Annotated in this window: 26 protein-coding genes, 4 tRNA genes and 1 pseudogene; 5 read left to right on the forward strand and 26 right to left on the reverse strand. The window is 47.0% G+C overall.

Features of this window, described 5'->3' with window-relative positions; translation table 11 throughout:
• Positions 1-109: 109 nt before the first annotated feature.
• Positions 110-952 (forward strand): annotated as a pseudogene (locus CELL2_RS09905) (YbhN family protein); the annotation flags it as partial.
• Positions 953-1,067: 115 nt separating this feature from the next.
• Here CELL2_RS09905 and CELL2_RS07145 read toward each other — a convergent pair.
• Positions 1,068-1,154 (reverse strand) — tRNA-Leu (locus CELL2_RS07145).
• A 138-nt stretch (positions 1,155-1,292) separates the two neighbouring features.
• Between CELL2_RS07145 and CELL2_RS07150 the strand changes: the two genes are divergently transcribed.
• Positions 1,293-1,367: transfer RNA gene (locus CELL2_RS07150), tRNA-Val, on the forward strand.
• A gap of 11 nt (positions 1,368-1,378) precedes the next feature.
• On the opposite strand, the gene CELL2_RS07155 is transcribed toward CELL2_RS07150, so the two are convergent.
• The 17 genes from CELL2_RS07155 to CELL2_RS07235 all read right to left on the reverse strand — a co-directional run bounded on the left by CELL2_RS07155 (position 1,379) and on the right by CELL2_RS07235 (position 13,461).
• A complete protein-coding gene (locus CELL2_RS07155; RefSeq protein WP_011943866.1) occupies positions 1,379-2,125 on the reverse strand; it encodes a class I SAM-dependent methyltransferase in 747 nt (248 codons plus the stop codon).
• Positions 2,122-2,649, reverse strand: a complete 528-nt coding sequence (rsmD, locus tag CELL2_RS07160; RefSeq protein ID WP_038034449.1) for a 16S rRNA (guanine(966)-N(2))-methyltransferase RsmD — start codon at positions 2,647-2,649, stop codon at positions 2,122-2,124. Before rsmD ends, CELL2_RS07155 begins: the two co-directional genes overlap by 4 nt.
• Positions 2,631-3,173, reverse strand: a complete 543-nt coding sequence (gene coaE / locus CELL2_RS07165) for a dephospho-CoA kinase (protein WP_038034447.1) — start codon at positions 3,171-3,173, stop codon at positions 2,631-2,633. The genes rsmD and coaE overlap by 19 nt, the downstream gene beginning before the upstream one ends.
• Positions 3,167-3,397 (reverse strand): hypothetical protein, encoded by a 231-nt coding sequence (locus tag CELL2_RS07170; RefSeq protein ID WP_004081587.1) that lies wholly within the window; start codon positions 3,395-3,397, stop codon positions 3,167-3,169. The genes coaE and CELL2_RS07170 overlap by 7 nt, the downstream gene beginning before the upstream one ends.
• Positions 3,394-4,740: a glucose-6-phosphate isomerase gene (locus tag CELL2_RS07175; RefSeq protein WP_038034444.1), complete on the reverse strand. Its 1,347-nt coding sequence runs from the start codon at positions 4,738-4,740 to the stop codon at positions 3,394-3,396. The genes CELL2_RS07170 and CELL2_RS07175 overlap by 4 nt, the downstream gene beginning before the upstream one ends.
• Before the next feature lie 11 nt (positions 4,741-4,751).
• Positions 4,752-5,264 (reverse strand): adenine phosphoribosyltransferase, encoded by a 513-nt coding sequence (gene apt, locus CELL2_RS07180; protein WP_038034439.1) that lies wholly within the window; start codon positions 5,262-5,264, stop codon positions 4,752-4,754.
• A 1-nt stretch (position 5,265) separates the two neighbouring features.
• Complete coding sequence (gene ispE, locus CELL2_RS07185; protein ID WP_038034436.1) at positions 5,266-6,081, reverse strand: 4-(cytidine 5'-diphospho)-2-C-methyl-D-erythritol kinase; 816 nt, start codon at positions 6,079-6,081, stop codon at positions 5,266-5,268.
• The gene (locus CELL2_RS07190) at positions 6,027-6,626 is read right to left on the reverse strand and encodes an NUDIX domain-containing protein (RefSeq protein ID WP_038034434.1); all 600 of its coding nucleotides are present in this window, start codon (positions 6,624-6,626) and stop codon (positions 6,027-6,029) included. The genes ispE and CELL2_RS07190 overlap by 55 nt, the downstream gene beginning before the upstream one ends.
• Positions 6,627-7,016: a hypothetical protein gene (locus CELL2_RS07195; RefSeq protein WP_038034432.1), complete on the reverse strand. Its 390-nt coding sequence runs from the start codon at positions 7,014-7,016 to the stop codon at positions 6,627-6,629. It lies immediately after the preceding gene.
• 16 nt (positions 7,017-7,032) lie between these two features.
• Positions 7,033-7,701, reverse strand: coding sequence for a 16S rRNA (uracil(1498)-N(3))-methyltransferase (locus CELL2_RS07200; protein ID WP_011943873.1), 669 nt, complete (start codon positions 7,699-7,701; stop codon positions 7,033-7,035).
• Entirely contained in the window at positions 7,701-8,978 is a 1,278-nt protein-coding gene (gene serS / locus CELL2_RS07205) for a serine--tRNA ligase (RefSeq protein ID WP_011943874.1), read from the reverse strand. The genes CELL2_RS07200 and serS overlap by 1 nt, the downstream gene beginning before the upstream one ends.
• Before the next feature lie 27 nt (positions 8,979-9,005).
• Positions 9,006-9,776, reverse strand: a complete 771-nt coding sequence (locus tag CELL2_RS07210; RefSeq protein WP_011943875.1) for an ABC transporter permease — start codon at positions 9,774-9,776, stop codon at positions 9,006-9,008.
• Positions 9,773-10,561 carry an ABC transporter permease gene (locus tag CELL2_RS07215; protein ID WP_011943876.1) on the reverse strand — a complete coding sequence of 263 codons (789 nt, stop codon included), beginning with the start codon at positions 10,559-10,561 and terminating at the stop codon, positions 9,773-9,775. Before CELL2_RS07215 ends, CELL2_RS07210 begins: the two co-directional genes overlap by 4 nt.
• Entirely contained in the window at positions 10,558-11,664 is a 1,107-nt protein-coding gene (locus CELL2_RS07220) for an ABC transporter ATP-binding protein (protein ID WP_012896496.1), read from the reverse strand. The genes CELL2_RS07215 and CELL2_RS07220 overlap by 4 nt, the downstream gene beginning before the upstream one ends.
• A gap of 14 nt (positions 11,665-11,678) precedes the next feature.
• Positions 11,679-12,689, reverse strand: a complete 1,011-nt coding sequence (locus tag CELL2_RS07225; protein ID WP_038034430.1) for an extracellular solute-binding protein — start codon at positions 12,687-12,689, stop codon at positions 11,679-11,681.
• A gap of 52 nt (positions 12,690-12,741) precedes the next feature.
• Positions 12,742-12,818 (reverse strand) — tRNA-Cys (locus tag CELL2_RS07230).
• 37 nt (positions 12,819-12,855) lie between these two features.
• Positions 12,856-13,461 carry a histidine phosphatase family protein gene (locus CELL2_RS07235; RefSeq protein WP_012896497.1) on the reverse strand — a complete coding sequence of 202 codons (606 nt, stop codon included), beginning with the start codon at positions 13,459-13,461 and terminating at the stop codon, positions 12,856-12,858.
• Positions 13,462-13,508: 47 nt separating this feature from the next.
• Between CELL2_RS07235 and CELL2_RS07240 the strand changes: the two genes are divergently transcribed.
• Positions 13,509-14,495, forward strand: coding sequence for a hypothetical protein (locus CELL2_RS07240; RefSeq protein ID WP_038034428.1), 987 nt, complete (start codon positions 13,509-13,511; stop codon positions 14,493-14,495).
• Here the strand turns inward: CELL2_RS07240 and sufU are convergent.
• From sufU to sufC, 5 genes are read right to left on the reverse strand one after another with little or no spacing between them, the layout of a single operon-like run.
• Entirely contained in the window at positions 14,473-14,889 is a 417-nt protein-coding gene (gene sufU, locus CELL2_RS07245) for a Fe-S cluster assembly sulfur transfer protein SufU (protein ID WP_011943881.1), read from the reverse strand. The two genes, CELL2_RS07240 and sufU, sit on opposite strands and share 23 nt — an antisense overlap.
• The gene (locus tag CELL2_RS07250) at positions 14,886-16,127 is read right to left on the reverse strand and encodes a cysteine desulfurase (RefSeq protein ID WP_012311146.1); all 1,242 of its coding nucleotides are present in this window, start codon (positions 16,125-16,127) and stop codon (positions 14,886-14,888) included. The genes sufU and CELL2_RS07250 overlap by 4 nt, the downstream gene beginning before the upstream one ends.
• A complete protein-coding gene (locus CELL2_RS07255; RefSeq protein WP_038034427.1) occupies positions 16,105-17,211 on the reverse strand; it encodes a SufD family Fe-S cluster assembly protein in 1,107 nt (368 codons plus the stop codon). Before CELL2_RS07255 ends, CELL2_RS07250 begins: the two co-directional genes overlap by 23 nt.
• Before the next feature lie 10 nt (positions 17,212-17,221).
• Positions 17,222-18,616, reverse strand: coding sequence for a Fe-S cluster assembly protein SufB (sufB, locus tag CELL2_RS07260; RefSeq protein WP_004081565.1), 1,395 nt, complete (start codon positions 18,614-18,616; stop codon positions 17,222-17,224).
• Complete coding sequence (sufC, locus tag CELL2_RS07265) at positions 18,613-19,353, reverse strand: Fe-S cluster assembly ATPase SufC (protein WP_008195195.1); 741 nt, start codon at positions 19,351-19,353, stop codon at positions 18,613-18,615. Before sufC ends, sufB begins: the two co-directional genes overlap by 4 nt.
• 122 nt (positions 19,354-19,475) lie before the next feature.
• Between sufC and CELL2_RS07270 the strand changes: the two genes are divergently transcribed.
• Positions 19,476-19,565 (forward strand) — tRNA-Leu (locus CELL2_RS07270).
• Between the two features lie 49 nt (positions 19,566-19,614).
• On the forward strand, positions 19,615-19,989 hold the full coding sequence (locus tag CELL2_RS07275; RefSeq protein WP_038034479.1) for a cyclophilin-like fold protein: 375 nt from the start codon (positions 19,615-19,617) through the stop codon (positions 19,987-19,989).
• Here the strand turns inward: CELL2_RS07275 and fliE are convergent.
• Genes fliE through flgB form a run of 3 tightly spaced genes read right to left on the reverse strand, consistent with a single transcriptional unit; the run spans position 19,970 to position 21,063 of the window.
• On the reverse strand, positions 19,970-20,254 hold the full coding sequence (gene fliE / locus CELL2_RS07280) for a flagellar hook-basal body complex protein FliE (protein ID WP_011943886.1): 285 nt from the start codon (positions 20,252-20,254) through the stop codon (positions 19,970-19,972). The genes CELL2_RS07275 and fliE overlap by 20 nt on opposite strands.
• Positions 20,255-20,260: 6 nt before the next feature.
• Positions 20,261-20,683, reverse strand: a complete 423-nt coding sequence (gene flgC / locus CELL2_RS07285) for a flagellar basal body rod protein FlgC (protein WP_011943887.1) — start codon at positions 20,681-20,683, stop codon at positions 20,261-20,263.
• Positions 20,680-21,063, reverse strand: coding sequence for a flagellar basal body rod protein FlgB (gene flgB, locus CELL2_RS07290; RefSeq protein ID WP_038034424.1), 384 nt, complete (start codon positions 21,061-21,063; stop codon positions 20,680-20,682). The genes flgC and flgB overlap by 4 nt, the downstream gene beginning before the upstream one ends.
• Positions 21,064-21,067: the final 4 nt, after the last annotated feature.

Below are 21,067 nucleotides of genomic sequence, written 5' to 3' on the forward strand. Positions count from 1 at the left end.
ATCTTACCACGTGGTGTGTTAATATTTCTAATAAAGACACTGGAAGGAGATGATTATGAAGAGGAATCTACTCTTAGCTCTGATCATAGGCCTCGGTGCCACGGCTCTCATGGTTTCCTTTTGGGGCAGCGGTGATGCGTGGAAGGAGTTGAAGAACGTAGAACCACTCTTCTTGATGGTTCTTTCACTGAACTTTTCAGGTATTGTTTTAGTGGACGCCTTCAGAACCAAGATACTTCTGAAAGATGTTCCTTTCGGAACCTGTGTGGCCAACTCTCTTTGGGGATTCTATGTGGGGGCAGTAACACCTTTCGCTGCGGGAGGGCAGCCTTTCCAGATCTATCATCTCACAAAGGCTGGAATTCCCTTTGAAAAATCGGCATCTGCGATAGCGGTGAGGTTTTTCTCTTCTTTCTCATTTTCCGTCATCTCCGGTTTTGCCTTCTTCATGGTCTATTTTGATACCTTCGAAGAACTCGGTATCCTCGGTGACTTTTTCTTTGCAGGAATAGTTCTGGCTTTGCTTTTCTACGTTTTCATAATCCTCCTGTCCTTCAGTAAGGGTTTTCTGCGAAGATTCTTCATGTCACGACTTGTTTTGAAGATCTTCACGTTTTTCTCCAGAAAATCTGAAGACGATTTAAAAAGACTCGTGGAGGAAAGAATACTTGGATACGTTTCGGCCACCAGGGAGTTCTGGAAAGCTTCCAAACTGAAGTTTTTAGCGGTAGCGATTCTGTCGGGTTTGATGGTCGTGCTAATACACACGAGTACTTATTTTGCGATGAAAGCTGTCAATCGTAATGTGAATGTTTCTCTGTTCCAGGTGGTCAGTATCCAGCTTGCTCTCAGCCTGATTGTGTATTTTGCTCCTACACCCGGTGCTAGCGGTGCAACGGAACTGGCTTACTACGTTGTATACTCGAACATAATCGAAAAGACTGATGCGATGGTATCCATGCTCGTCTGGAGATTCTTCAATTATTATCTGTTCATAATTCTGGGGATCCTTCTTGGACTGGGGAGGTTAACAAAAAACCGGAGGAAAGATCCTCCGGCTGATTTTGTGGTGCCGAGGGCGGGACTTGAACCCGCACGGGCCGAAGCCCACATGGCCCTCAACCATGCGTGTCTGCCAGTTCCACCACCTCGGCAACTCCGACATATATAATAGCACAGGTTTTCACCCTTTTCAAGTATCCTCATCGGAAATTTTTCTGTTAAATGTTGAACGGCATCGAACTGGATGGTTGACATAGTCAGATGCTTGTAGTATCATAATTAAACGGAATGGGTGCGTAGCTCAGTGGGAGAGCGCTTCCTTGACGAGGAAGAGGTCGCAGGTTCAATCCCTGCCGCACCCACCACAGAGGAGCCTTCAGGCTCCTCTTTTCTTTTTCAGAACGAAGAATATATGACCGGCCTTCCAGATGATGTTTCTGTCCTTTGAAAGTTCCCGTTCCAGCTGGAAGATGGTTTCTTTCCTTTCACTGATCTGTTCGTCCGAGTATTCCATCACACCGATTCCGCGGATATCTACCGTCTCAAATCCTTCCAGAGAATCCAAATCTTCTGGTTTGAAGGCGTAAGAATTGAAAGAAAAGAGTGTGGTTCCCACACTTGTGGTTTGTGTTTTCAAAAAGTGTGTTATTTGATCCCACGCGTCCTTTTCGATCATCTGCTGAAGAAAAGTGTAAAAGTTGTCCACGGTTGCTATCAACAATCCATCGGGTACAAGCACTCTTCTTATCTCTGAAAACGCTTTATCCTTGTTTTCAACGTAGCTCAGAACGTCGCCGAGAGCGAGAACTGCTTCAAAGGCACCTGAAGGAAAGGGGAGATCTTCCGCCCTGGCTTCAACGACGTTTTTGACACCCTTTTCCCTCGCAACCTCCAGCATCTCTTTCGATGGATCGACGAGAACTACTTCGAAACCTCTTTCCTGCAAGAACAGACTCCACTTTCCGGTTCCTCCACCGAGATCGAGAACTCTGCAGGGGTTTTTCAAATATTCCTCTAAGAAAGATCCGATCAGTCTGTGATAGAGCTTCCACTTCGGTGTTTCGTACATACTGTCGTACGCTCTTGCTATTCTGTCGTAGAATTCCCATGGCCTCAGTTTCATCGTTTCACCTTCAGAAAAACAAGTTCGGTCTCACCGTAATCTTTTCTTTTGACGACTTCAAAGTTTGAAAAATCCAGCTCGATTCTTTTACTCTTCTCCAGAACAGCCAAACTGTCTTCTTCCATGACCTTCGGAAGCAAAGAAAGTGTTTTGTTTACGATCTCCACATCGTTGTACGGAGGATCGAGAAAGACAACGTCGAACTTTTCAACGGTGTTTTGAAGAAAGTCCACTGTGTCACTGTGGATGATCGTGGCCGTTTCGTTGAGCGATTCGAGATTCTTTCTGCATATACTGAGGGCACGCTTTGACCTGTCGACGCATACCACTCTTTCTGCTCCCCTGCTCAGAGCCTCACAGCTCACCACACAGCTTCCGCAGAAGAGTTCGAGAAAGCTCTTTCCCTCGACGTCTATCATGTTGAACAGGGCGCTCCTCACGGAAGACATGGTGGGTCTGAAGAAATCTCCTGTCTTTAACTTCCTTCCCCTGTATTTTCCCCCTGTTATTCTTGTTTCTCCCATACGAGTTTCATCACTTCCTCTACCTTCTTTTCGAGATCTTCGAGAGTGGAGTTGTTCGCTATCACTATTCCCTGTGGAACGATGTCTTCCTGAAACTTCAAACGTCTGTCGGCTTCTCTGTTTCTCTTCAGAATCGTCTCTCTGCTTGCGACTACTGTGATGACGTGATCGCACAGCTGATCCAGTCCCATTCTTTTCAGAAGAGCGGCCTCTATTACTACGAGGCCGCTCGTTTTGTTTATTATTTCCTGTACCTTCTTTTTCATCAAGGGATGGACGATTGATTCGAGCTTCTTCAAGTTCTCCTGTGATTTAAAGACGATGTCGGCGAGTTTTTTTCGGTTTACTTTCCTGTCTTCCAGGACAGATCCTCCAAAAAGCTCGACGAGCTTTTCCTTCACTTCTTCGAGCACTTCATGACCTATTCTATCCACGTTCACAACGTGGGCTCCGTATTTGTTCTTTAGAATCTCACAGACGGTAGACTTTCCCGTTCCTATCTTTCCTGTAACACCGATCACCATATTCTCTTTGCCTTTTTCTCCAGTTCGTTCTTGAACCTTTCATATTCATCTTCGGCAAGAAAGATGACACTCGTTGTGTTCAGTTCCTCGATGACTTTTGCGATCCTCTCCTCAACGGTTGGATCGTCCGAAACGATGATGTACGTTCCCTCTTCACCGAGAGGACCGCCCTCTATGAAGAAAACCTTCTCTCCTTCACGCATCACTTCCTCGAAGATTTTCATTCTACAATCACCTTCTTCGACCTTTCCTTTATTTCGTAAGTGTAACCTTCTCTTCCCATGAGAGCGAACGTGATCTTCTTCCCGAGCTCCACACCGGGCTGATCGAACGGATTGATCTCAAGAAGATAACCCATGAAGGCGGTTGCTGCCTCGTAGTAAGCGAAGAACTGACCTACGTTGTACGGTGTGAGTCTGTCAAACGTCACTCTCATGTTCGGTCTGTTGTTTTCTCGCAGTGCTTCTTCTGTTCCTGTCTGCTCTGCGAGGAGGAGTTCGGAGAGATTCTTCCTTGCAAGATAGCTGAGTTCAGCTCTTCCGGTTTCCGGGATCACTATTTCTCTGTCGAAGTTTTCAACTCTCAGGAAGGTTATTACCTTGTCGTTCGGCCCTTCGTTGTAAAGCTGTATCTGTGAGTGCTGATCGGTTGCACCCAGCGCTTTCACGGGAGTTTGGCCGGTGAAAACCTCTTCTCCCTTGAGATTGTACCTTTTTCCAAGACTTTCCGCCCAGAGCTGTCTGTACCAGTCCATAAGATAGATCATTCTGTTCGAATACGCCATCATCACAGAAATGGACTTTCCTTTGTTCAAGTAGAGGTAGTGTGTGAGTGCTATCATTGCCGCTGGGTTTTCAAGGATGTTCTCTTTCATGCTCTTCTCGAAGGCATCCTTTGCACCTTCGTGCAGTTCGTCTATGTCTATGCCTTCCGCCATGGCTGAGAGGAGGCCAACAGGTGTGAGAACGCTGAACCTTCCTCCCACTCCAGGAGGCACTTCGAGACTTCTGAAACCTTCTTCTTTCACGAGTTTTCTCAAAAAGCCTTTTTCCGGGTTTGTTGTAATGAGTATGTGTTCTCTTGGATCGAGTCCATAAGCTTCGAGGATTCCACGCGCTATCGAATAGGTCGCCATTACTTCAGCGGTGGAACCGGATTTCGATATCACGTTGAAAAGAGTTGTTTTGGGATCGATTCTGTCCAGAACAGAGCTCATGAGATCTGGATCCACGTTGTCCACCACAAACACTCTGGCGTACCCGTTTCTTTCCTCTCTGGTCATCTCATTCCAGTTCAAAGGCCTGAGGGAGTAGTGAAGAGCCAGGTTTCCAAGTCCAGAACCTCCAATTCCCAGCACAACGACCGTATCGAAGTTTATTATCCAGTCCTCGAGAGATTTAACAGAATCGATCCAGCTTCTGTCCAGCTTTGCAAAATCGGGAGTGTTTTCTACGAAGTTTCGAACTGCACTTGTAACTTTCTCCTCTACGCTTTTTACGTCCTCATCTGTCAAACCACCGGAGATGTTCGGTTCAAACAAATTGGAAAAGTCGAATTTTAAACTCATACTTTCACCCCTCAGTAGACTATCAGAGTTTTAACATCGTAACCTTCCAGTCTCTTTCTTGGTTCCAGGTATGAAAGCTCAACAAGGAAAGCGAGAGAAACCACTTCCCCACCGAGTTTTTTAACCAGTCTTATGAGCGCTTCTGCTGTTCCTCCCGTTGCGAGCACATCGTCCACTATGAGCACTCTCTGGCCTTTCTCTACAGCGTCCTCGTGTATATGGAGCCGTTCAGTGCCGTACTCCAGCTGATACTCTTCGTACACGGTTTTATACGGGAGTTTCCCCGGTTTTCTCACCGGAACGAAACCCTTTCCCAGTTTGTACGCCATGGTAGCTCCGAGGATGAACCCCCTCGCTTCGGGAGCCACCACGAGATCGAAATCCCTGTCAGAAACGAGTTCGCACATTCTGTCGATCGCTTCTTTGAAGGCTTCTTGATTTCTCAAAAGAGGTGTTATGTCGCGAAATACGATGCCTTTCTGCGGGAAATCAGGTATATCTCTTATGAAGCGTTTGAGATCCAACTTAAACACCTCCCACAAACGGGTAATTTCCTTCGTCTAGAGGGTAGAGAGCGAAAAAGGCACTTCCGCTTCCCGTCATCATTTTCACTATGGAACCATCGCCAAAGTTTCTCAGTCCATACATTACCTCCGGGTGTTTCTCTAAGAACACCTTCTCAAACACGTTGTAGGAGAGTTTCCTTATCTTTTCGTAATCCCTTTCAAGATAAGCCCTGTGTAGTTCCTCTACCCTGCCGGGTCCTTTTCTGTACATCTCTGGTGTGAGAGACAGATACATTTCTTTCGTTGAAGAGTGAATGCCCGGGAAGAACAAATCAACAGAGTATCCTTCGATATCCTCGAGTTTCTCCACGATTTCTCCTCTTCCTCTCACAAGAGCGGTTCCTCCGTAAAGAAAAAAGGGTACATCGCTTCCTACCTGAGCTGCTATATTCAGAAGGTCCTCAAAAGGTATTTTGAAAACTTCACCGAGATATCTGAGAATCGCTGCAGCGTTGGAACTCCCTCCTCCAAGGCCAGAGCCTACTGGGACCTTCTTTTTCAACGTGACTTTGAGGCCGAATTCTTCTCCTGTGTTTTTCCTGAACATCTCCCAGGCTCTTTTGATCGTGTTGTCCGAGGGCAGAGCTACGTTGCTTTCCAGGTAGAAACCTCCATCACAGATTTCTACAGTGAGTGTGTCGTGAAGAGAAATCGTTTGAAACAATCCCACTATTTCGTGGTATTCATCGGATCTTTTTCCAAGCACATCCAGGTAGAGATTCAGTTTTGCGTACGAAACAAGTTCAGCAGAACCGCTGCCGATATTTTCGACCAACCTTCCATCACTCCTGAGAACTTCTCCAGTTCTTCGAGCTTTATGAGTTCCCATTCGAACAGATCTTTTTCTTTTACAGAGAAAAACTCTCCCTTGCCGAGAAATAGAGCACCAAGGTGTACTCTGCTCACTTCGGTTGTTGACGAATTTATGAGTCCGAGAAATTCCAGTTCTCTTAGCGAGACATCCACTTCCTCGTTTACTTCGCGTTCGAGCCCTTTCAAAAACGCTTCCCGTTGTGTTGCTCCGTCCTCTTCTCTCACATGACCGCCTATTCCGAGAGAGTAAAGATTGTGGAGCCTCTTCTCGGACTGTTTCGTTGTTCTTTTTGTGATGAGGACTCTGTCGCCATCCATTATAACTACGTAAGGTATCACCTGTTTTGTCGTTTCATCGTATTCTGCTTCCTCTCTTTCCCGGAAAAATCCGTACTGGTCCAGGAAGTTCAAGAAGTTCTCGAAGTTCACTCTCATGAATCCTTCGAATTCACCGAACTCTTTTAAAAAGTCTTCCGTTTTCACGACCAGTATTCTTTCACTCTTCATTCAATCTCTCCTAATCTCGTGGCCGGGTCTTTTGAAGAAATCTGTCTTTTCCTCGTCGGCTTTGAGCTGTTTCCACCTGTGCGCTGCCATCTCACAGAATCGCTGAAGAATAGCAGGAAGATCGCTCTTCTTGAGAAGATCCTCCCCTATCCTTTCCTTCAGGCGCTCGCTCAGAGTGTAGCTCTCTTTCTCTGGTTCGAAAGCGATATCTTCGGTGTATTCTTCAGGCTTGAAATCCTCCAGGACCTTTTCAAGGAACTTGAGAGCGAACTCGATAAAAACATCTCCCACTTCGTCACTTCTTTTGACATCATGAAGGCTTTTCCTGTAGTCTTCTATCAATTCTTTTTCCTGTTTGACAAAAGAGAGGATCTTTTCGCCTTTCTTCATGTGTGAACACCTCCGTTCAGATTTTTTGTTTTTTTAAAGCGATGTATCCAACGGTCAATATTGCAGCTGTTTCGAATCTGAGGATTTTCTTCCCAAGACTAACAACGGTTGTGGAAGACCTCAGCAGTTCTCTTTCTTTCTCAGAGAACCCTCCCTCGGGGCCGACCACCACCGTTATCGAGCCTTCTAAGTTCACGTCGAGCAGGTTTTGAGAGGCATCCAGATCCAGTGTTATCACGTTTCCGCTGAGTTCCAGTTTCTCCAGGAAACTCACCTTTGGAAAAAGATATCTTCTGCACTGCTTTGCTGATTCTCTAACAACAATTTTTGTCTTATCCAGGCTGATCTCGTGCTGGGATCTTTCGAACTTGTGGAAAAAGATCTCATCCACCCCGAGTTCAACACACTTTTCTATGAGAAAACGTGTTCTTTCCCACCTGCCGATCGGAACAACAACGCTCAATTTCTCAGCAGATTTTTTTTCTTTCTCTTCTGCCTTTACGATCCTGGCTGTAGCTACTTTTTTCTTCAAGCTTTCAAGAATGCACGTGTATGAAAAGCCTTTTCCATCTGTTGCTTCGATCACATCTCCTTCTTTTAAGCGCACGACCCTCATGTGGTGTGTTTCCCTTTCGTCGAATATCACCTCACCGTTTTGAGCCGTTCCGTAGAAGAGGTGAGGCACTACGGTATCACCTCGAACCCTGTGTAGGGAACGAGCACCTCCGGCACTCTCACACTGCCGTCTGGTTGCTGGTAGTTTTCCAGTATCGCAACGAGTGCCCTTCCAACGGCAATGCCCGATCCGTTCAACGTGTGAACGTATTCGAGCTTTCCATCCGATCTCCTTCTGTATCTCATGTTTCCTCTTCTTGCCTGAAAGTCCGTCACGTTACTGCAGGAAGATATCTCTTTGTATGCGTTGTAGGAAGGAAGCCACACTTCTATATCGTAGGTTTTTGCGGAGGTGAACCCGAGATCTCCCGTACAGAGCGAAACGACTCTGTATGGGAGCTCCAGTTTTTGAAGAATGGTTTCGGCGTCTTTCACAAGCTGTTCAAGATCTTCGAAAGATCTTTCCGGTGTGGTCACCCAGACGAGCTCGACCTTGTCGAATTGATGCTGTCTGATCATCCCCCTCACATCTTTCCCGTAACTTCCCGCTTCTCTACGGTAACAGGGAGTGTAAGCGACGTATTTCTTCGGTAGTTCTTTCTCTTCGAGGATCTCTCCACTGTGAAGCGCTGCGAGGGGAACCTCAGCCGTCGGAATGAGGAACAGGTCATCCCTCTCAGCGAGGTAAAGCTCTTCTTCGAATTTGGGAAGCTGTCCGGTTATAGTGATGGTTTCCCTTTTCACCAGATGTGGGACCCACACTTCCGTGTAACCGTGTTCCTTTGTATGAACGTCAAGCATGAAGTTTATCAGAGCTCTCTCGAGTCTTGCGAGTTTTCCATACATGACGGTGAATCTGGAACCGCTGAGTTTGGTCGCCCTGTCGAAATCCATGAGCCCCCACGCAGGTCCAAGATCCCAGTGAGCGAGCGGGGTGAAATCGAATTCTCTCGGCTCTCCCCACCTTCTCACTTCAACGTTCTGGGATTCGTCTTCTCCAACGGGAACGCTCTCATGTGGGATGTTCGGGACCATCAAAAGGAGGTCGTTCAACTGCTTCTGAAGTTCTTTTTCTTTTTCTTCTAACGCTTTTATCTCTTCTCCTAATCTTTTCCCTTCTTCGATGAGTGCCTCTGCCTCTGTGTTTTTCCCTTCTTTTTTCAACCTTGCCACATTTTTGGAAATTTCGTTTCTTCTGGATCTCAGCTCGTTTGTTTTCGTGATGGTAGTGCGCCAGTCGGCATCGATCTTCAAAATCTCATCGATTGTAGCAGGATCCTCTCCTCGTTTTCTGAGGGCTTCTTTCACGAGATCGGGATTTTGTCTGATGAGCTTTATATCTATCATCTTATCCCTCCCCTTACCACAATTCTATCAGAAGATGTACCTCACGAATTTCCTGAGCACAAAACCGATCAGGATAGTCCCGGCGATCATGAAGGTGGAAATGGCGTTTACTGTAGGTGAGATGCCGAACCTTATCATGGAGTAGATTTGAATCGGAAGGGTGGTCGATCCTGGGCCAGCCACGAAGAAGGTGATCACAAAATCGTCTATGGAGAGTGTGAAGGCAAGAAGGAAGGCAGCAACTATGCCGGGAACGAGATTTGGGATAATCACTCTGTAAAACACCTGGAAGTCCGTGCTTCCAAGGTCGTAAGCTGCCTCTATGATGCTCCTGTCGAAATCCTGAAGTCTGGAGTGAACGATCATCATAGTGTACGGAATCGAAAACGTTATGTGTGCGAGTGTTATGGTGAAGAGTCCCAGCTGAACCTTGAACATCGAGAAAAGTAAAAGCAGGGATATACCGATGATCACGTCGGGTACCACGAATGGAAGATACGTGAGAAACCAGATAGAGTTTTCTAACCTGCTCTTTCTCCAAAAGAGTTCTATCGCCGTTAAGGTTCCAATCGCCGTTGATACCGTGCTGGAGACGATGGCCACGATGAGCGAATTTCTGAACGCATGCCAGACCGAATATTCCCGCGTGAACAGCTCCAGGTACCACTTGAGTGTGAAGCCGCTCCAGACAGGAGATTTCGCCGAATTGAAGGACATCAACACCACTATGAAAAGCGGCAAATAGAAGAACACCATTGTCAGGATCACGATGGTTTTTATGAATCTTCCTGGTTTCAACGTCTCTCTCCCCTTTTCATCACAAAGATGATACTCAGGAGAGCTATCAGGGTGAGAATGTTGGACATCGCGGACGCGACGGGCCAGTTTCTGACGGTCAGAAGTTGCCTTACGATCTCGTTTCCTATCATCTTGGAGTTCACGCCACCGACGAGATCCGGTATGGCGTAGGATCCAAGGGCGGGAATGAATACGAAAACGAAAGCTGTGAGAAGGCCCGCTCTGACGTTGGGAAGAAGGACCCTGGTGAACGTGTACATCCTGCTGGCTCCAAGATCCAAGGACACTTCAAGGATACTGTCTTCCACCTTTTCCATGGCGGCATAAAGAGGAAGTATAGCGAAAGGAAGGTAGGTATAGACTATCACCAGTATGACAGCGAAAGAGTTGTAGAGAAATTGAACGGGACCAATGCCGAACAGGCCGAGAAACTGATTTATGAGTCCGTTGTTGCCAAGAACTATCTTCCAAGCGTAAATTCTGATGAGAGAGTTGGTCCAAAAGGGTATAACCGTCAAAAGTAAAAGAAAGTTTTTAAGCTTGCTTCTGGCTATGTAGAAGGCAACAGGAACCGCCACAGCGAGGGTAATGAACGTCGCAACACCGGCGATCCAGACGGATCTCCAGATGAGCGCCAGGTACCTGGGAAGATAGCTATACGCTTCGAGGGAAAAGCTCCACTTGATCCCACCGTAGATCTGTGGCTCCAGAAAGCTATAAACAAAAACTATTGAGATGGGAAGAATGAAAAGAAAGAGCAACCACAGAAAGTACACGTACTTCATTCTTCAAGCACCTCTACAATGAAGCTGTCATCTGGATTCCACGTAATGAACACTTCATCTTCCCATTTTATGATCGGCTCATCGAGTATGTACCTTGCGTGCTGTTTGTAAACTTTCATTATGTAGCCTTCGTCGAGTCGAACGAAGTACTTCGTCTGGTGTCCCATGTATATTTCTTCTTCTACGATTCCGTGAAACACGTTGAAAATTTTACCGGACTGAAATTCCCTCTTCGAAATTCTGATCTTTTCGGGCCTCAGGGTGATGAGCAATACATCACCCTTTTTCGCCTCCTTGTCTCTGTAACACCTGAACTGGCCGATTCCTGGACTTTCTACGACGTAATATTCATCTTCCACTTCAACAACCTCGGCTTTCATGAGGTTCGTTTCTCCGATGAAAGTCGCCGCAAAGACGTTGACCGGGCTCTCATACACCTCGTAGGGAGTTCCAACCTGAACGATTTCTCCTTCGTTCATGAGAGCGACTCTGTCTGAAACACTGATCGCTTCAGCCTGATCGTGTGTTACGTAAATGAAGGTGATACCGACTCTGTCGTGAAGGTTGTCGAGCTCGACAAGGAGTTCCTGTCTCAGTTTCGCGTCGAGAGCGCTCAGCGGTTCATCGAGAAGGAGGACCCTCGGCTCGTTGGCGAGGGCCCTCGCTATCGCCACTCTCTGCTTCTGACCACCAGACAGTTGGGAAGGCATTTTCTGAGCATGTTCTTCCATTCTTATGAGCGAAAGCAGTTCGTTCACTCTCTGGTTTATTTCGTTCTCGGATAGTTTTTTGAGTTTCAAGGGGAACGCGATGTTTTCAAAAACTGTGAGATGAGGAAACAGAGCGTAGTTCTGAAATATGATGTTCACGGGCCTTTTGTTTGGAGGCAAATTCAGTATCGACTTTCCATCCAGGAGAACATCTCCACTTTCCACACCCTCGAAGCCCGCTATCACGCGAAGGAGCGTTGTTTTCCCACAACCCGATGGGCCGAGTATGGAAAAAAACTCTCCTTTCTTTATATCCAGGGAGACGTTCTTCAAAACCTGGAAGTCATCGAAAAATTTGCTGACGTTCTTTATTGAAACTTCTCCTCCGATCAACTTCACTCACTCCGTCACATGATGATCTCGAGCCATATTTTGTTGTAAAGTTCGAGGGCTTCTCCCACGTCTTCTATGAATTCACAGTTTTTGAGATCTTCTATGGTGTAAATGGGTTCTGTCTGCATGTACTTTCTGGCTTCCACGTTCGGTGAGGGAAGACCGAGATAATCCGCTATCTTCGCTGCGTTTTCTGGCTCGAGAATGAAGTTGATGAACTTGTAGGCGAGGTCCACGTTCTTTGCCCCTTTGGGGATCACCATGTTGTCGATCCACAACGTACCGCCTTCTTTTGGTATGAAGAAGTCGAAGTATTCTTCCTCTCCTTCGGGTATTCTTTGATAGACGTCTTCTGCGTATCCGTGCACCACCCAGTACTCGCCGGAAACGATACCATCGGCGTACGAGGAGGCGTCGAATTTGGCTATGTTCTTCTTCCACCTGAGAACAACCTGTTTCGCTTCTTCCAGTTCTTTCGGGTTCTTCGTGTTGACGGAGTATCCGAGATACTTCAAGGCAGCGCCGAGGACTTCCCTCATGTCATCGAGGAGAGTCATTCTTCCCCTGAGGTCTTCTCTATCGAAGATGGACCAGGACTTCTCGTACTCTTTCACGTATTTTTTGTTCACGATGACGACAGTAGACCCCATCATGTAAGGAACGCTGTACTCATGGTTGGGATCGTAAGTGGTCTTTGTGAGAATGTCTTTATCTAGATATTTGAAGTTCGGTATCCTCGAAAGATCGAGTTTCTGGAGCATTCCTTCTTTTTTCATTATCGAGACATAGTCACCGGAAGGGAATATCAGATCGTAGCCTTTTCCACCACCGGCTTTGAATTTGGCGTACATCTCTTCGTTTGAAGCGTAGTTGTCATACACCACACGGCAATCGTATTTCTCTTCGAATGCTCTGATCACGTCTTCAGGAATGTAATCGGCCCAGTTGTAGATGTAAAGGGTGGCCTTCGCGAAGATCGAGATCGACAGAACTACCAGCAGAGCAAGAAGCACCTTTTTCATCATCAATACCTCCCTTCTTCCAATATAAAAAGCCAGGCCGTGTAGCCTGGCTCTCTGGAGGCGGCGGTGGGATTCGAACCCACGAATAGGGATTTTGCAGACCCCCGCCTTTGACCGCTTGGCTACGCCGCCATCCACATAGAATATAATACCACATATGCGAGGGTGTTCAAGATTCCTTAAGGTGACACGTATCGTTCAACAAAACAAGCCTCGGTTTGCTCTCTATTTCCACCACACTGAGGGACGCGTTGTCCAGCTTGAAATTCCTGTGAAGGTAAAGAGGAAGTCCAAGGACCCAGCAGATGAAAGCCCTCAGAGACAGAGAGTGTGATACGATGACCACGATCTCCGAGCCGTTCAACTTCTCCTGTGAGACGATCTTCATGATAGCCTTCACCACGCGATCCTGTACATTTCTCATGGATTCTAAACCTTCCATTCCAAAATTTGGATCCGATGACCACTTCTTGAACTCCACAGGATACTCCCTGATGGCTTCTTCCACTGTGAGACCGTTCCAGAGTGATATTTCGCATTCTCTCAGATCCTCTTCGACGATGATTTCTTTTTCAAAGCGTCTGGCGATCTCTTCTGCTGTCTCGAGGCTTCTTTTGAGGGGACTCGAGTAAATGGCATCGACTCTTTCCAGGCTGTTTGCCAGCTTTTTTGCCTGTTCTCTTCCTTTTTCGTTGAGAGGAACATCCGTGATTCCCTGCCACAGACCCTTTTCGTTCCAGATGGTTTCGCCGTGTCTTATGAGATAGAGTTTCATACTTCTATGCACCTCTTTGTGTTAGACTTTGATTGGAGGTGATCGGGTTGAGAAAACTTTCAATCGTCTTTCTGATAGTCGTTTCCGCCCTTGTTTTCTCCTGGAGCGGTCACGAAGGTTTGACCTACTATATCGTGAAAGATATTGTACCAGATGAGATGGTCACCATCACACCGTACAACTACCAGGAAAACAGAGTTTACAATCTCTCAAAACTCATTCTTGAAGATGTGTGTGGTCAAGACACGATATCTGCCTGGGAAGGAGCGATTTTACCTCCAAATCCCCCTCCTGAAGACGGAAAGGTTCCTGCCTGGCAGATCCTGACCGTGTACTCTTCAGAGCCGGATTGGGGAATGGACCAGGGCCTCGATCTGTCACCGTATCAGTTCCTCATAGGAAACAGTCAGGGTGTGCGTCACATGAAGTATCGAATCCTTGGCCTCGAGTTCTTCGAAGCGGACAAGAGTTTTTACTACTTCCACGATATGGCAAAAGAAGCCTTTAGAAAGGGAGACAGATACTGGGGCTACAGGTTCCTCGCCAGGGCTCTTCACTACATCGAAGATCTATCACAGCCCTATCACAACACTCCTGGTGAGGTGGGAGAAATCTTTCAGGCACTCTTCGACAGATCCATCATGAAGATGTTGATGAACGCCCATTACGTGTACGATGATTATTTAGCGTATCTCATCTATTCCGGAGATGAAGAAACGATAAAAACGATCGAAGAAGCTACACCTGTATTTTTGAAGTCCGAGTGGCACCTCGTTCAGGAAGTGAGAAAACTCGCTTTATCGCACTTTCCAAAAGTCCACAGAGAGATAAAGAAGGTCTTTGGAGAAAAACTGAAAGAAAGAACGGGTGATCTGGAAAGCTTCACCGTTGTCTCTGTTGAAGAATTCAGAGAGGCGGATCGGAGAGGAGACCTCGTTCTTTTGAAACGTTACACCCTTGAACTCATAGGGAAGGTATCATCGTACTTGAAGGGATACCTCATAGATTTTCTCAAGGCCGTGAAATCTTTTTGAGCGCCTCTTTCAGGGTTTTCCAGGCAAGAATGAAACACTTCACCCTTGCGGGGTAGTTCTTTATGTCTGACATGAGTGTTACGTTCTTCAACTTTCCCTCATCGAAGTTTTCACCCCGGCTCATTTTTTCTGCCTCTTCGATGAGGGAGAATATTTCTTCTACCCTTTCTCCGACGATCCTCTCCAGCATCAGAGAAGCCGAAGCCTGACTGATAACACATCCCATTCCCTCGAATTTGGCATCTTTCACAACACCGTCTTCCACCTTCAAGTAGAGTGTGATTTCGTCGCCACAAGAGATGTTCTTTCCCTCTTCGATAACGGTGGCATCGTCCAGTTTTCCTCTGAATTTTTTGGAATTCGCGTAGTCCAGGATGGCTTCCGAGTACATCATCTTGAAAACCACTCCTTTACTTTTTTCACACCTTCAACGAGAATTTTAACATCTTCTTCCGTGTTGTAGATGTAAAAACTGGCTCTGCAGGTGGAGTTTGGAAAATCGATTTGCGACTGTTCTTTCAAAATACTCATCAGAGGCTGTGCGCAGTGGTGCCCACTCCTTACGGCTATTCCAAACTCCTGATCGAGAATGTGAGCCACATCGTGCGGGTGTATTCCCTTTACGTTGAACGAGACTATCCCGTGCTGTCTTTCGTCGAGTGGGCCGTAGATTTCTACTCCGCCGATTTTCATCATCTCTTTCAAGGCCATCTGAGTGAGCTGTTCTATCTTTTCATGAACTGAATCGAAACCCGTTTCTTTCAAATACCTCAGGGCTTCCCTGGATGCGACTATATCCGCTATGTTTGGAGTTCCCGCTTCGAACTTGTAAGGTAATTCGTTGAATGTGACGTCTTCGAGGGACACTCTGTCGATCATCTCTCCGCCGTAGAGAAACGGTTCCATCTGTTCCATCAGCTCTCTCTTTCCGTAAAGCACACCCACACCGGTGGGACCGAGCATCTTGTGGAGTGAAAAGGCAAGAAAATCTACTCCTATCTCCTTCGGTTTCACCGGTTCATGAGGTATCAGTTGAGCACCATCCAGGAGAATGATGGAATTAGGAAAGACGTTTCTCAGCTCTTCAACGGGTATTCTTTGACCGGTCACGTTGGAAAGGCCTGTTATGGCAACGACTTTCGGGTTTTTGTCTCTGTGTTTCAACAGGTCATCCATCTCGAGTGTTCCGAATCTTCCCGAGGGCTTGATGAAGTCGATCCTGTACCCATGGAGTTTCGAAAGTCTTAGCCAGGGTACAAAGTTCGCGTGGTGTTCCAGAAGGGAAACCAGAACCAGATCGTCCTTTTTCAATATGCCGCTCCTCAGAAGGGACATCACAACGAGATTTATGGCCATGGTGGTGCCCGAAGTGAAGATTATCTCCTGCGGAAAAACACCCAGGAACTCTGCAAATTCCTCCCTGGTTTCCTCGAGTTCGGTGGTGGCACGCACGGCGAGAGTATGAACTGCTCTGTGAACGTTCGCATAGCTGTTGTAGTAGAATTCCTCCAGCTTTTTCACAACCTGTTTTGGCTTCAGTGTGGTGGCCGCGCTGTCCAGATAAACGATCCTTTTTCCGTTAATCTTCATCTTCAAAGTGGGAAAGTCCTCATACAATCCTGTTGACAACATTTTCTACCTCTCCTTTCAACGACTCGTCCAGTTCGTCGAGCAGTTCGTTGAACACCCCTCGCACGATCAGCTTCTTGGCTTCTATCTCGTCAACGCCTCTGGTCATCAGATAGAAGAGTTCGTCCTCGTCGAGAGAGGAAGAACTCGCAGAGTGTGAAGCGGTGACATCGTTCTCGTCCACCCAGAGACTCGGAATGGCATCCATTCGAGCGTTTGGTGAGAGAATGAGTGTGTGTTCTGTTTCTTCTGCAACGATGTTCTTAGAACCTCTTTTCACATCCAGGATTCCACGGAAAACGATCTTTCCAGCGCCATCCACCACACCGTTTCCCTTCAGCTTTCCTTCGGCGTCTTCTCTCTCAAATCTCATGAGGTAGAGCAAATCGGTTATTCCTGATCCATTCTGGTAGAAGAACGATTTCATATCGGCTTTGCTCGATTTGTTCAATTTCACAAGGATATGCCCGGTTTTTCTGTAACCGAACGCTTTGAAATCCCTCAACACGAGTCTCGCACCTTCTTCGAGGACGATGAACACGTTGTCGAAAGAAAAATTCCCAAAAAAGTCCAGATTGAAGAACTTCAGCGATGCGTTCTTTTTCACCAGGATCCTCATCACCGTATTTCTGAATCGATCCGTGCTGGAGAGTTTGTAGATCTCCGCCTCTTTTTCGACGACCACGAGTACGTTTTCGATCCCGTCTCCGTCGAATCTCATCACGTGTTTTCCATCGCCGTATACTCTGAAATCCGTAAAGAACGTATCTCCAAGAAGGACGAATTTTCTGTGGGCACCTTCGAAGTCCAGCCTTTCAAGGAGCGAGATATCAACATCGAGGTCTATCCACTTGAAAGACAATTCTGGAAGAGACATACCATCGAGATTACACCTTTTCCATCTCGGAAATCCCCATTCTTTGTACTCCTGGTACTTCTTCTTTCTCCACTCTTTCAGAGGGCCACCGGTGTTCTCCAGGGCCTTTTCAAGCACTTCGTAGTCGTAATCGTTTTCGGAAAAAATCTGAGGAGTTTCCCAAACGACCGCTTTTTCACCGTCATGTTCTATCACCAGAGTCTTTTCCATAATGAACACCTCACCCTATGCTCTTCTCTATTTCCAGTTCGAGTAACTTGTTCAACTCGACAGCGTATTCGAATGGAAGCTCTTTCACCACGGGTTCAACGAATCCTTTCACTATCATCGCCTTTGCTTCCTGTTCAGAGAGCCCCCTGCTCATGAGGTAGAAAATCTGGTCTTCCCCTATCCTTCCAATCCTCGCTTCGTGCCCGACGTCTGCCCTGTCTGTTTCCACTTCTATGATCGGAACGGTATCACTCTTCGATCGGTTGTCGAGCATCAAAGCTGCACATTCGACGGAGGCCTTGCTCTTCACGGCTTCCTTTGTGATTTTCAAAAGGCCCCTGTAGAAAGCCCAGCCTCCACCGAGAGAAATGCTCTTTGCGCTGACGATCGAACTCGTGTATGGAGCGAGGTGAACAACCTTGGAACCGGTGTCCATGTGCTGTCCCGGTCCCGCGTAAGTGATGGACATGCTCTCTGCCCTTGCTCCTTTTCCCTTGAGTATGGTCATTGGATACAACATTGTCTTCTGACTTCCCAGTGAGCCCGAAACCCAGGTCATCGACCCTTCTTCGTCGACTATCGATCTCTTCGTGTTGAGGTTGTACGTGTTCTTGCTCCAGTTCTGAATGGTGAGGTACTTGACCTTTGCGCCTTTTTTGACGTATATTTCGACCATTCCAGCGTGAAGGTTGATGATGTTGTACCTTGGAGCAGAACAACCCTCTATGAAGGTAACTTCACTGCCTTCTTCAGCGACTATGATGGTGTGCTCGAACTGCCCCATACCGGGATTGCTCATCAGAAAATACGCCTGAAGCGGCATGGGAATTTTCACACCCGCCGGGACGTACAAGAAGGTTCCACCGCTCCATATGGCTCCATGAAGAGCAGCGAACTTGTGATCGGTGATGGGGACGAGTTTCATGAAGTATTTCTTCACAAGATCGGGGTACTCCCTCACAGCGCTTTCCATATCGAGGAAGATAACGCCCATCTTTTCAAGCTCTTTCTTCATGTTCTGATAGACAATCTCCGAGTCGAGCTGAGCTCCCACACCCGCGAGGTACTTTCTTTCCGCTTCCGGTATCCCGAGTTTATCGAAAGCCTCTTTCACCTCTTCTGGAACTTCTTCCCAGGAGGTGCTCTTCTTCGCGTCGGGTTTTATGTAGGAGACTATCTTTCCGAGGTCGAGGCCGGATATGTCCACACCGAATCTGGGATTGTGCCACTCGTTGAACACTTTCAGTGATTCTAACCTGTGCTTTAACATCCACTCCGGTTCATCTTTTGCGCGTGATATTTCCATTATCAGCTTCTCGTCAAGACCGGGAGGTGCTTTGTAGGCGGTCTTCACCTTCGGCACGAAATTGAATCGTGAATCGTCAATTATCAGTCTTTCCATCATCTCACACCCTCCAGGGAGTAGCCCTTCTCTTCTATTTCGTCTGCCAGTTCCGGACCGCCGCTTGTGACTATACGTCCATCTACGTAAACGTGAACCTTATCTATTCTCTTCAAGTGATCGAGGAGTCTTTTGTAGTGCGTGATGATGAGAAGTGTCACTCCCTCTTCGTTCAGTCTAGCTATCAGATTTGCGATCAATCTCAACGCATCGACATCGAGACCCGAGTCTATCTCATCGAGGATGAGCAGTTTCGGTCGAAGGAAGAGACTCTGAAGGATCTCGGACCTTTTCTTTTCTCCACCGGAAAATCCGACGTTCAGGTACCTTTCTAGGAAATCCTTGTCTAAACCGAGTTTTTCAGCGGTTTCCTCGAGTTCTTTCCTCAACTCCAGATAGTTTTTATCCTCTCCGTGAATCCTCCTATGAGCTGTGATGAGAAACTGAGAAAGCTTCACTCCCTCAACTTCGTATGGATTCTGAAAAGTCATCATTATACCGAGTTTTGCTCTCTCATTTGGGGGCAGATCCTTTATGGAATTTCCTTCAAAAACGATGTCTCCTTCCGTCACAATGTATCTGGGATTTCCCATGATGACGTTCGCGAGGGTCGATTTTCCGCTACCGTTTGGACCCATGAGAACGTGGACTTCTCCCTTTTCTATCTCCAGATTCACACCCTTCAATATTTCCTTGTCTTCGTCTCTCAGCTTCGCGTGCAGATCGACAATTCTGAGCATTTCGTTCCCTCCTCTTATGTTTTCCTAATTGATTATAACACACGTGCGGTTGTTATGAATAAGTTTTGATTTTTGTAAGGTTGAAATAATCTTTCTGACGATGTGGTATAATAAAAAGAGGAGCCGGGGTGGCGGAATTGGCAGACGCAGCGGACTTAAAATCCGCTGGGGTTCACAACCCCGTGTCGGTTCGAGTCCGATCCCCGGCACCACCCGGGCACCTCCAAAAAGGTGCCCTTCTTCTTTGAGGAGGGAGCGAACATGAGAGTTGAACTCCTCTTTGAAAGTGGAAAATGTGTGATAGATCTCAATGAGGAATACGAGGTCGTCAAATTGTTGAAGGAAAAAATTCCATTCGAAAGTGTCGTGAACACTTGGGGCGAGGAGATATACTTCTCAACTCCTGTGAACGTTCAGAAGATGGAAAACCCAAGGGAAGTGGTTGAGGTAGGGGACGTTGGATACTGGCCTCGGGGAAAAGCGCTGTGTCTGTTCTTTGGGAAAACTCCCATGAGCGATGACAAAATTCGACCAGCGAGCGCTGTAAACGTGATAGGAAAGATCGTGGAAGGGCTGGAAGATCTGAAAAAAATAAAAGACGGCGAGAAGGTCGCCGTCAGATTTGCATCCTCATGATGTCTCTGTAAGCTTCCACGATTCTGTTTCTTACTTCGACGGTGAGCCTCAACGCTATGGAAGCCTTCTCGGCTTCTATTATAACCTCGTGTATGTTGCTTATCCTGCCCTGGGCGAAATCATCCGCTGCCTTCTCGGCTTTCTTCTGTATGTCGTTTACCTTTTCCAGGGCTTCTTTCAGCGCTTCTGAAAAGTTGTTTTCATTTTTCTTTTGAGTCTTTCCACTCTGGCTCAAAGGGCCGAGCCCCTCTATCCTGTCAACCATCGCTCATTACCCCCTTCCTATCTGAAGGGCGCTGTTCACCATAGCCTTTGTCACATTGAAAGCCGCCACGTTCGCATCGTATGCTCTCTGCGCGTTTATTAGATCCACCATTTCTCTAACGATATTCACGTTGGGCATCCTCACGTATCCGTTCTCATCCGCGTCAGGGTGTGCGGGATCGTACACGAGTCTGAACGGTGAAGGGTCTTCCTCTATTTTTACAACTTTCACCCCAGCGCTTTCTATTTTACCATTTGGTGTTCTTCTCAGATACTCGGCGAACACAGGTACCTTCCTCCTGTAAGGTTCTCCTGTTTCAGTTCTGGTGGTTTCAGCGTTCGCTATGTTTGTTGAGACGATCTCGACTCTGAGTCTCTGAGCGGACATTCCAGTTGCGCTGATGTTCATGATCTCGAATTCGCTCATCATCTGACACCCCTCAGTACGGCATTGTACCTATCTATGTTCATCGGCATGAGCCTGGAGAGCACCTGATACCTGAGTCCGTTCTTCACAAGCTGGACCATCTCGTAATCGATATCAACGTTGTTTCCATCGTTTCTCATGGTGGTTGTGTTGTCCACAAGAACACGTGGTTCTACGACACTCTTTGAACCGATGAGGTGCTTTTCGTTTGTCTTCGAAAGCTTCAGTTTCATTTCTGATTCCTTCAAGAGTTCCTCGAATGCCACGTATTTTCTCTTGTAACCGGGTGTGCTCACGTTCGCTATGTTCAGTGAGTGAACGTTCTGTCTCAAAAGAGCAACGTCCATCGCCTGTTTTAGCGTGTAGAAGTTCGAGTTGAACATCTTC

This window comes from Thermotoga sp. Cell2 (genome assembly GCF_000789375.1).
Taxonomy (GTDB): domain Bacteria; phylum Thermotogota; class Thermotogae; order Thermotogales; family Thermotogaceae; genus Thermotoga; species Thermotoga petrophila.

What these genes read in the sequence shown, in the direction of transcription:
- CELL2_RS07250 (WP_012311146.1), bottom strand. Translation starts at nt 16,127, where the DNA reads ATGTTGTCAACAGGATTGTATGAGGACTTTCCCACTTTGAAGATGAAG.
- flgC (WP_011943887.1), bottom strand. Translation starts at nt 20,683, where the DNA reads ATGATGAGCGAATTCGAGATCATGAACATCAGCGCAACTGGAATGTCC.
- CELL2_RS07170 (WP_004081587.1), bottom strand. Translation starts at nt 3,397, where the DNA reads ATGAAAATCTTCGAGGAAGTGATGCGTGAAGGAGAGAAGGTTTTCTTC.
- CELL2_RS07155 (WP_011943866.1), bottom strand. Translation starts at nt 2,125, where the DNA reads ATGAAACTGAGGCCATGGGAATTCTACGACAGAATAGCAAGAGCGTAC.
- CELL2_RS07215 (WP_011943876.1), bottom strand. Translation starts at nt 10,561, where the DNA reads ATGAAGTACGTGTACTTTCTGTGGTTGCTCTTTCTTTTCATTCTTCCC.
- CELL2_RS07255 (WP_038034427.1), bottom strand. Translation starts at nt 17,211, where the DNA reads ATGGAAAAGACTCTGGTGATAGAACATGACGGTGAAAAAGCGGTCGTT.
- CELL2_RS07195 (WP_038034432.1), bottom strand. Translation starts at nt 7,016, where the DNA reads ATGAAGAAAGGCGAAAAGATCCTCTCTTTTGTCAAACAGGAAAAAGAA.
- CELL2_RS07235 (WP_012896497.1), bottom strand. Translation starts at nt 13,461, where the DNA reads ATGAAACTCTATCTCATAAGACACGGCGAAACCATCTGGAACGAAAAG.
- sufC (WP_008195195.1), bottom strand. Translation starts at nt 19,353, where the DNA reads ATGCTCAGAATTGTCGATCTGCACGCGAAGCTGAGAGACGAAGACAAG.
- rsmD (WP_038034449.1), bottom strand. Translation starts at nt 2,649, where the DNA reads ATGGGAGAAACAAGAATAACAGGGGGAAAATACAGGGGAAGGAAGTTA.
- CELL2_RS07175 (WP_038034444.1), bottom strand. Translation starts at nt 4,740, where the DNA reads ATGAGTTTAAAATTCGACTTTTCCAATTTGTTTGAACCGAACATCTCC.
- flgB (WP_038034424.1), bottom strand. Translation starts at nt 21,063, where the DNA reads ATGTTCAACTCGAACTTCTACACGCTAAAACAGGCGATGGACGTTGCT.
- sufB (WP_004081565.1), bottom strand. Translation starts at nt 18,616, where the DNA reads ATGATGGAAAGACTGATAATTGACGATTCACGATTCAATTTCGTGCCG.
- CELL2_RS07190 (WP_038034434.1), bottom strand. Translation starts at nt 6,626, where the DNA reads ATGAAGAGTGAAAGAATACTGGTCGTGAAAACGGAAGACTTTTTAAAA.
- CELL2_RS07275 (WP_038034479.1), top strand. Translation starts at nt 19,615, where the DNA reads ATGAGAGTTGAACTCCTCTTTGAAAGTGGAAAATGTGTGATAGATCTC.
- coaE (WP_038034447.1), bottom strand. Translation starts at nt 3,173, where the DNA reads ATGGTGATCGGTGTTACAGGAAAGATAGGAACGGGAAAGTCTACCGTC.
- CELL2_RS07225 (WP_038034430.1), bottom strand. Translation starts at nt 12,689, where the DNA reads ATGATGAAAAAGGTGCTTCTTGCTCTGCTGGTAGTTCTGTCGATCTCG.
- sufU (WP_011943881.1), bottom strand. Translation starts at nt 14,889, where the DNA reads ATGATGTACTCGGAAGCCATCCTGGACTACGCGAATTCCAAAAAATTC.
- fliE (WP_011943886.1), bottom strand. Translation starts at nt 20,254, where the DNA reads ATGGTTGACAGGATAGAGGGGCTCGGCCCTTTGAGCCAGAGTGGAAAG.
- serS (WP_011943874.1), bottom strand. Translation starts at nt 8,978, where the DNA reads ATGATAGATATAAAGCTCATCAGACAAAATCCCGATCTCGTGAAAGAA.